This window comes from Trinickia sp., from assembly GCF_051961175.1.
GTDB lineage: Bacteria > Pseudomonadota > Gammaproteobacteria > Burkholderiales > Burkholderiaceae > Trinickia.
The window spans coordinates 1-8,088 of sequence record NZ_JBQCDN010000130.1 but is presented as its reverse complement, the minus strand read 5'-3'; the positions used below and the strand labels follow the sequence as shown (position 1 = coordinate 8,088).

General features: G+C 65.6%; 7 protein-coding genes. 2 read left to right on the top strand and 5 right to left on the bottom strand.

What is annotated here, in order from left to right; all coding sequences use genetic code 11:
* Nucleotides 1–310 precede the first annotated feature (310 nt).
* Nucleotides 311–595, bottom strand: coding sequence for a hypothetical protein (locus tag ACTHL0_RS07255; protein WP_440540193.1), 285 nt, complete (start codon nucleotides 593–595; stop codon nucleotides 311–313).
* A gap of 280 nt (nucleotides 596–875) precedes the next feature.
* Between ACTHL0_RS07255 and ACTHL0_RS07250 the strand changes: the two genes are divergently transcribed.
* Nucleotides 876–1,937 (top strand): sigma-54 interaction domain-containing protein, encoded by a 1,062-nt coding sequence (locus ACTHL0_RS07250; RefSeq protein WP_440540194.1) that lies wholly within the window; start codon nucleotides 876–878, stop codon nucleotides 1,935–1,937.
* Between the two features lie 108 nt (nucleotides 1,938–2,045).
* Here the strand turns inward: ACTHL0_RS07250 and ACTHL0_RS07245 are convergent, their stop codons facing one another.
* Together ACTHL0_RS07245 and ACTHL0_RS07240 are read right to left on the bottom strand one after the other, a co-directional pair.
* Nucleotides 2,046–3,395 (bottom strand): ABC transporter ATP-binding protein, encoded by a 1,350-nt coding sequence (locus ACTHL0_RS07245; protein WP_440565993.1) that lies wholly within the window; start codon nucleotides 3,393–3,395, stop codon nucleotides 2,046–2,048.
* 69 nt (nucleotides 3,396–3,464) lie between these two features.
* On the bottom strand, nucleotides 3,465–5,219 hold the full coding sequence (locus tag ACTHL0_RS07240; RefSeq protein WP_440565992.1) for an ABC transporter permease: 1,755 nt from the start codon (nucleotides 5,217–5,219) through the stop codon (nucleotides 3,465–3,467).
* A gap of 654 nt (nucleotides 5,220–5,873) precedes the next feature.
* Between ACTHL0_RS07240 and ACTHL0_RS07235 the strand changes: the two genes are divergently transcribed.
* Nucleotides 5,874–6,140: a double-stranded DNA-specific endonuclease gene (locus ACTHL0_RS07235; RefSeq protein WP_440565989.1), complete on the top strand. Its 267-nt coding sequence runs from the start codon at nucleotides 5,874–5,876 to the stop codon at nucleotides 6,138–6,140.
* Nucleotides 6,141–6,194: 54 nt separating this feature from the next.
* On the opposite strand, the gene ACTHL0_RS07230 is transcribed toward ACTHL0_RS07235, so the two are convergent.
* Together ACTHL0_RS07230 and ACTHL0_RS07225 are read right to left on the bottom strand one after the other, a co-directional pair.
* The gene (locus tag ACTHL0_RS07230; protein ID WP_440565987.1) at nucleotides 6,195–7,511 is read right to left on the bottom strand and encodes an ATP-binding protein; all 1,317 of its coding nucleotides are present in this window, start codon (nucleotides 7,509–7,511) and stop codon (nucleotides 6,195–6,197) included.
* A partial coding sequence (locus ACTHL0_RS07225) for a winged helix-turn-helix domain-containing protein (RefSeq protein WP_440565986.1) occupies nucleotides 7,495–8,088 on the bottom strand: 594 nt, incomplete at its 5' end. The genes ACTHL0_RS07230 and ACTHL0_RS07225, both read right to left, overlap by 17 nt.

The window sequence follows — 8,088 nt, the reverse complement described above, 5'->3', positions numbered from 1 at the left end:
GCCTCGCGCAAATCGCCGGCCGTCGCGGTCGTCAAGCCGTCGGCGGCAATGATCGATACGAGCGCTTCGCGGGTTTCGGGGTCGTCGTCGACTATCAGCACATGTGGCATCGTGTTCGCTGGTCAGTAGATGAATAAGTTGAAAGAGGGGCATACCCCGGCGCGCGGCGCGAGCCCGGGCCGCCTGCGCGGCTCGTGGCGATATTGTGCCTAGACGAGACGAGTCGCGCGAGCCATTCGGTACACCCCATGTAAAACGGGCGCCGCCCAGCCGGCGGCGCCCTCGGTACCACCGCGCGCGGAAAGCGGCGTCAGCTATGCCCGTGAGGGAAGATCCACGCGTCGCGCGTACCGCCGATGCGTCCGAAAGCGCCGTGGCCCGCACCGTTGGGCATGACATCGCGCCCGGGACCGCTGTCGGACATCGCCGGCGTGGCGGGCGCGCCGGCGACCACCGCGCCGCCTTCGCCCTCCCACCGGCTCAGCTCGCCAGCGAGCCGCGCCTGCGAAGCGCGATGCTTTTGCGCCCAGCGCCAAGCGATAACGCCGCCAACCGCGACGAGCGCGCCAAAAATGCCGATTTTAGGACGAGCCATAAGATCCCCCTGGCATTGCTCGGTTTATTGACGAATGCAAGGTGAAGCGGCGCTCGCGTGCCGCCCGGATTCTCTTGGGATCGATCCGGACCCGCCAAGTTCCGCACACCGCCCGAATTCGGCCAGCCGCAGTTTTCGTGCCCGGCATGCCGCACGACGCGGGTGCGTGCAGCCCACGTTGCATGGTTAAATACTCTTTTGGAACTCGCTACGCGCATCGCCGCCGAAGGAAGGTCGCGCCACTTCTTCCAAGCGGCGGCGCTCCATGGACTGCAATCACATGCCCGAGTCTACCGATGTTGAAACGCCAGCCGCGGCGCCGGACCGAGACGCAGCGGCACGATTCGCAGCAAGCCTCGCACGCGACGCGGCGGGGCTCGAATCGTACGGCATGCTCTACGGCTCCTCGCCGTCGATGCTGGAGCTGTACGAACAAATCGAGCGCGTCGCGTCCACCGACGCGACGGTGCTGGTGGTCGGCGAATCCGGCACCGGCAAGGAACTCATCGCGCGCACGATCCACGATCGCAGCTCGCGCAAGAGCGGCCCGTTCGTCGCGGTCAACTGCGGCGCCATTCCGGACAGCCTGCTCGAAGCGGAATTGTTCGGTCATGAACGTGGCAGCTTTACCGGTGCCGTGCAGGGCCGCGCCGGTTACTTCGAGCATGCGAACGGCGGCACGCTGTTCCTCGACGAAATCACCGAGATGATGCCGGTTCGCCAAGTCAAGCTACTGCGCGCGCTCGAAACAGGAACGTTCTATCGCGTTGGCGGGAACGAGCTGCTGCACAGCGACGTGCGCGTCATCGCCGCGACGAATCGCGATCCGCTCGTGGCCGTGAAGGAAAACGGCTTGCGCGAGGACTTGATGTATCGGCTCGCCGTGTTTCCGTTGCGCGCGCCGCCGCTGCGCGAACGAGAAGGCGATCGCGAATTGCTCGCCCAGCACTTTCTCGCCGAACTGAACGCGCAAGAAGGGACCCACAAAGCGTTCAGCAAACGGGCGAGGGAAACGCTGCGCACCTACTCGTGGCCCGGCAACGTGCGCGAATTGAAGAACAGCGTGTATCGGGCCTTCATTCTCGCGGAGAAAGCGGTCGAGATCGAGCATCCTCGGCTTGCCGCGCGCTCGAAGAAGGCCGTCACGCAGGGCGATGCGATGAGCATTTGGGTTGGCACGCCGCTGGCCGAAGCGCAACGGCAGATTATCCTCGGCACGCTCAAGCATTGCGGCGGAGACAAGCGCCGGGCGGCAAAGGCGTTGGGGGTGAGCTTGAAGACGCTCTATAACCGCCTAGGCGCCTACGAGGACGAAAGCGACGCCGACGCATCGGAGGCGTAAAAACAAACGCGCCGCATACGCCCCGGGGGAGGAGACGTGTGCGGCGCATTCAGCAGCCCGATGCGGCCGATGCAATCGATAGGCTCGCTCGCCTAGCCGCTTGCGAGCTTACGACTCGACGTCTTCGAGGCTGAAGATTTCGGTCTGGTCGTTGTACGAGAAGATCTCGCCGTAACGGCCCCAGTTGATGACGGCGTCGAGCGTTTCTTCGGCGGCGCTGTCCGATAGAAAATCCTCGAGTTCCTGCTCGAAGCGCACGCGCGGCGCGCGGTGGCCGGGCCGCTCGTTGAGCACCTTCTTGATTCGCGCCGCAAGCGGTACGTGCCGCAGCAGATGCTCGGCGAACATCATCTTGCGCTCTTGCGTGCCGAATTCGGCGAATACGCGCGCCGGCGGCGTGAGGAAGATGTCGCCTTCGCGCACGTCGGCAAAACCGAGGTGCTGGAGCACTTCCGCGATCGGGAACAGATCGTCGACTTCGAGATGCAGCGAGCGCGCGATTTCCGGCATGTCCGCTCGCCCATGGTACGGCGGGGCGGCCAGCGTTTCGATCAAGCCCGCCATCAAGTTCGTCGACACGCTGGGCAGCCAGCTGCCGAGTTCGAGACCCTTCTTCGTCGCTTCGTCGGTGCGGCGGGCCGTCATCTTCGCGTAGATCTCGTCAACCAGCCGCCGGAAGGCCGGATCGAGCCGGTTGCGCGGATGTGCGAACGGCACCTTGATCTCCGCCAGCACGCGGCCCGGGTTCGACGCGAGCACGAGGATCCGATCGCACATGAACACCGCTTCTTCGATATTGTGCGTGACGATCAGCACCGATTTGATCGGCATGCGCCGCTGCGTCCACAGATCGAGCAGATCGGTGCGCAGCGTTTCGGCCGTCAGCACGTCGAGCGCCGAAAAGGGCTCGTCCATGAGGAGCAGCGTCGGGTCTACAACCAGCGCGCGCGCAAAACCCACGCGCTGGCGCATCCCGCCCGACAGCTCGCGCGGATAGGCGTTTTCGAAGCCGTCGAGACCGATGAGGTCGATCGCCGCGAGCGCACGCTCGCGCCGCTCGCGCGCCCCGACGCCCAGCGCTTCGAGCCCTGCTTCCACGTTTTGCAGGACCGTCAGCCAGGGGAACAGCGCGAACGTTTGAAACACCATTGCCACGCCCTCGGCGGGACCCGATAGCGGCTCGCCCAGGTAGCTCACTTCGCCGGCGGTCGGCTCGATGAGGCCCGCGATGATACGCAGCAATGTCGATTTACCTGAACCCGAACGCCCGAGCAGCCCGACAATCTCGCCTTCGCGCAGCGAAAGATTGACATCGTCGAGCACGAGCAGCTCGCCCTGCGCCTTGGAAAAGCCGCGGCGCACGCCCTTGACGTTGAGGACTTCCTCACCCGTACGCGGGGCGGCCGCGGCCGTCGCGGCGAACGGCGCGGCGCTTAAGTCAGCTTTGGGATTTTGCATTGCGCTTCACTCTTGAATTGAGCATTCGGTCGGCGCACCGCCGCCAGCGGCGCGCCTGGACGGCGTGAATCAGTCGAGCCGCAGCTTCGCTTCCGCATAGGCGAACAGCGGACGCCACAGCAGACGGTTGAACAACGTCACGAACAGCGACATGACGGCAACGCCGAGAATGATCGTCGGGAAATCGCCGGCTGCCGTGTATTGCGCGATATAGGCGCCGAGCCCGTGCGCCGCCACCTTCGTATCGCCCCACTGCACGAATTCCGACACGATGCTCGCGTTCCACGCACCGCCCGATGCCGTGATCGCCCCCGTCACGTAGTACGGGAAGATGCCGGGCAACATGGCCTGACGCCACCACTGCCAGCCGCGGATGCGAAAGTTCGTCGCCGCTTCGCGGTAGTCGTTCGGATAGGCCGTCGTGCCCGCGATGACGTTGAACAGGATATACCACTGCGTTCCGAGCACGATGAGCGGCGACAGCCAGATATCGGCATTCAGATGGAACCGCACGATGGCGATCACAAAGACGGGAAACAGCAGATTCGCCGGAAAAGCGGCGAGGAACTGGGCAATCGGCTGCGCCTTCTCGGCCAGGGCGGGCTTGAGGCCGATTTTCACGCCGATCGGCACCCAGATCAGCGACGAAAGCGCGATCAGCACGACGACGCGCGCCAACGTGATGAAGCCGAGGACAAGGACGTGGCCCACGTCGGCGCCGGTGACGCCCGTCCGCACATAAGCCACGACGCGCCAAACAACGTAGACAGTACCCACCAGCACGAGCACGCCCCAGACGATATCGCCGGCCAGCGAGCGCTTATCGCCCTTCGCCAGGCGCGCGAAGGTGGCGGTATCCACGCGCGGCAGACGCAACGGCAGACGCGCGAGCTTGGCGAAGACCCAGCCTGCGGGCACGAGCAGCAGATGGATGAGCCGCGTGCGGCGCACGAGGTCGAGCAGCCACGATTCCGGCGCGTCGCCCGAGCTCGTCGTTTCCATCCGGAACTTGTCGGCCCATGCCACAAGCGGACGGAACATCAATTGATCGTAGGCCAAAATGACGACCGACATCGTCAGAATCACCCAGCCGATGGCGGTCAGGTTTTTGTCCGCGATCGCTTGCGCGAGATACGCGCCGATCCCCGGCAGTGTGATCGTGTTGTTGCCGACGGTGATCGCTTCGGATGCCACGACGAAGAACCAGCCGCCCGACATCGACATCATCATGTTCCAGATCAGGCCCGGCATCGAGAACGGCACTTCGAGCTTCCAGAAGCGCTGCCAGGCCGTGAGGTGAAAGCCCCGCGACACTTCGTCCAGGTCGCGCGGCACCGTGCGCAGCGACTGGTAGAAGCTGAAGGTCATGTTCCACGCCTGGCTTGTGAAGATCGCGAAGATCGCCGCGAGCTCGGCGCCGAGCACGCGCGCCGGAAACAGCGCGAGGAAGAAGGTGACGGTGAATGAGATATAGCCGAGCACCGGCACCGATTGCAGAATGTCCAGGATCGGCACGAGGACCATGCCCGCACGCCGGCTCTTGGCGGCCAATGTGCCGTACACGAGCGTGAAGACGAGCGATGCGACCATGGCGGCGAGCATGCGCAGCGTCGTGCGCAGGGCGTACTCGGGCAGCATCGCCGGATTCAGCGAGATGACTTGCGTCTTCAGCGTCGAGATCGGCGCCATCGTCTGGTGGAAGCCGATCGCGGCCATCGCGATCGCGCAGATGATCAGCGGGAACGCGACGAAATCCCAGCGGTTGGGCGCCAGCCGCCACGCCGAAGCGTTCGCTGTGCGGTTCAGGTTGAAGCCGAAATCCATCAGGCCCCCTTCACGCACGGCGGCGAGCGATGAGCGGAGAGGAGCAGGCCCGCTGCACAGCCGGGCAGCGCCGGCAAACTGGCGCGGCGGTACACGCACGGGACGGCGGAACGATCCGAGACACGGAATACAAGCATGACGAGCGTATGGTTGCGGTGATGCGTTTTTTGGCGCGAATCGTTGACTGCTGGGCCGTCCGTCCTGGCTGCCGGCCCTTGCCGCCCTTTCGACGGCACGACACTACTACAACCTATGTTTCAGGCACAACCGCGCGGGCCACAAAATTCGCACCGGGCGCGCCGATCGATGCGCATGCGCCGCATAGTCCGGCTTCGATATCGGCCTGAGCGTCCGCGCAGGCGCCAGGCGCCTCCAATCGAATTGCAACGTTCGTTGCGCGTACGTCGACGAAAATCGCTCATCGCAGCCTTTCGTCACGGAAAAGACGACGCAGGCACCCGACCGCGCGAAAAATGCCCCGGGCGGCGAACAAACGTGAAATTATGCCGCGAAGCGGCGTCGCGGGGAACCCACGGGGCGAGCCGGACGGCCCTGGGCACGAGGGAAAATAGGCGAACGATCGATACTTCGGCGAGAGCGGGTATGATCAATTCTCGTGGCGAGTGAACCTACCGATCGACAAGGGAGATGCGCATGAAAGGAAATCTGGTCATCGTCTGTCGCGACCAGGATGCGAAGGCCTTCGATGAACTCATGGCCGAATACGGCGCGTTCCAGACCAGGCTGTCGTCCACCTCATGGTATTTGAAGCTCGACACCGAACCGGAGGAGATCCAGGAGGAAATCCTCGCGCGGCTCGGCAAGTACACGACGCATTACATCTTCGAGGCGAACAGCGTCACGTACAACACGGTAGACAGCGAGGCGGCCGCCGCGCTCGATTCCCTGTTCGCGGAATGACATTCGGGACAGGGCACTAGCCCGTTGCGCCGGGCGGCTTGCCGCGGCCGGGCGCTACCAGGCGCCGGCTGACTGCTGCGCCGGACGTGTCATGGCGGCGGCCGGAAACGTCATCGCCACGCGCAGGCCGCCTTCCGGCGCATTCCCGATTTCGCATACCCCGCCCAGTCGCCGTACGAGCCGTTCGACGATCGCGAGCCCCAGGCCGCTATGGCCGTTGCCGCCGCGCGCCGGGTCAAGCCGCACGAAGGGCCGGCTTGCGTTGACAAGATCCTGCGGTGCGATGCCGCGGCCGTGGTCGCTTACGGAGAGCGTGCACCCCGCTTGCGTGCGTTCAGTGGCAATCACCACGGGCGGCGCACCGTAGGCATGCGCATTGTCGAGCAGGTTCGAGAGGATTCGCTCCAGTGTCGCCGTCGGCAACAGAAAGCCCGCTCCGGCCGACAGCTCGGTGCGGATGGCGGGGCTGCCCGGCGCGACGGCACGATAGGTGCGGGCGATGCGCGCGCATTGCTCGTCGACTTCGACGGGTTCGCTGCGGTCGGAACCGTCGTGGGCGAAGACGAGGAATTGATCGACGATGTGGGCGAGCGCGTCGACGTCGCGCACGACGCCGTCCCGCAGCTTGGCCTCCTCCATCATCTCGGCCCGCAAGCGCAGCCGCGCGAGCGGCGTCTTCAGATCATGAGCCACGCCCGCGAGCATGACGGCGCGGTCTTGCTCCGTGCGCGATACCTCGCGCACCATCTGGTTGAACCCGTGCGTCAGCTCGCGTAGCTCGCGCGGGCCGCGCTCCGCGAGCGGCGGCACGCTCTGCCCCCGCCCGAAACGCACGACAGCTTGCGCGAGCGCCGTCAGCGGCTGCTGCAAACGCCACGCGACGAACAGGGCGCACATCACCGCCAGCGAGAAGATGGTGGCGAGCCATTCGAACATCTGGTCTCGCGGCCGCGGCGGATGCAGCGACGTCATCGGCACCACGATCCAGTTTTGATCGGCCGCCTCGTGCACCCACAGCGTGGGCGGCCGGCGCGGCGGCCCGATGCGCACGAGCGAGCCGGGCGGCAGGCGATCGCGGACATCGTCGGCGAAGCGCGTCAGCGGCGGCGGCAAATCCTGCTCGGGCTGCGGCACCTCCGCGCTGGACGGATCGACGAGCCGCACACGCGACGGCAGCGGAACGGTGGGGGTGCGGGCGACGTGCTGCCGCACCGCGTCCACCAGGAAGGCGGCTTCTTCGACGGCGTAGCGCGTCTGCGACTGGCTGCGCTCGACCCGGATCAGCACGAACCAGGCGAAGTGCGAAATCAGCAGAACCGCGACGACGAGCAGCGCGAGCCTGCCGAACAGCGAATCAATTGGGCGCCGCATTCGGTTCGCCGTTGGGGACGAAGACATAGCCGCGGCCCCGTACGGTTTGGATGAAGCGCGGCGTGGACGGGTCCGATTCGAGGATGCGCCGTAGCCGCCAGACCTGCACGTCGATACCGCGATCGGTGCCGTCGTACTCCGGCCCGTGCAGCAACTCGAGCAGCCGCTCGCGCGTGAGCGTACGCATCGGGTGATTCACGAAAATCTTCAGAAGCGCGAACTCGCTGCCCGAGAGCGTCAGCGGGCGCCCCTCGAGATTGAGCGTGCGCGCTTGGAAATCGAGTTGGAAGCGTCCGAACGGGAATGGCTCACGCTGCTCCGGGGCGGCCGACGGAATCGTACGGCGCCGGCGCAGCACCGCCTGCACGCGCGCGAGCAGTTCGCGCGGGTTGAACGGTTTGCCGAGGTAATCGTCGGCGCCGAGCTCCAGCCCGACGATACGATCGACGTCGTCGGCGCGCGCCGTGAGCATTATCACGGGGATGTCGTCGCCCGTCGCGCGCAGCGTGCGCAGCGCCGTAAGCCCCTCCACGCCCGGCATCCTCCGATCGAGCCCGCGGAGATCCGGCCGCGCGCG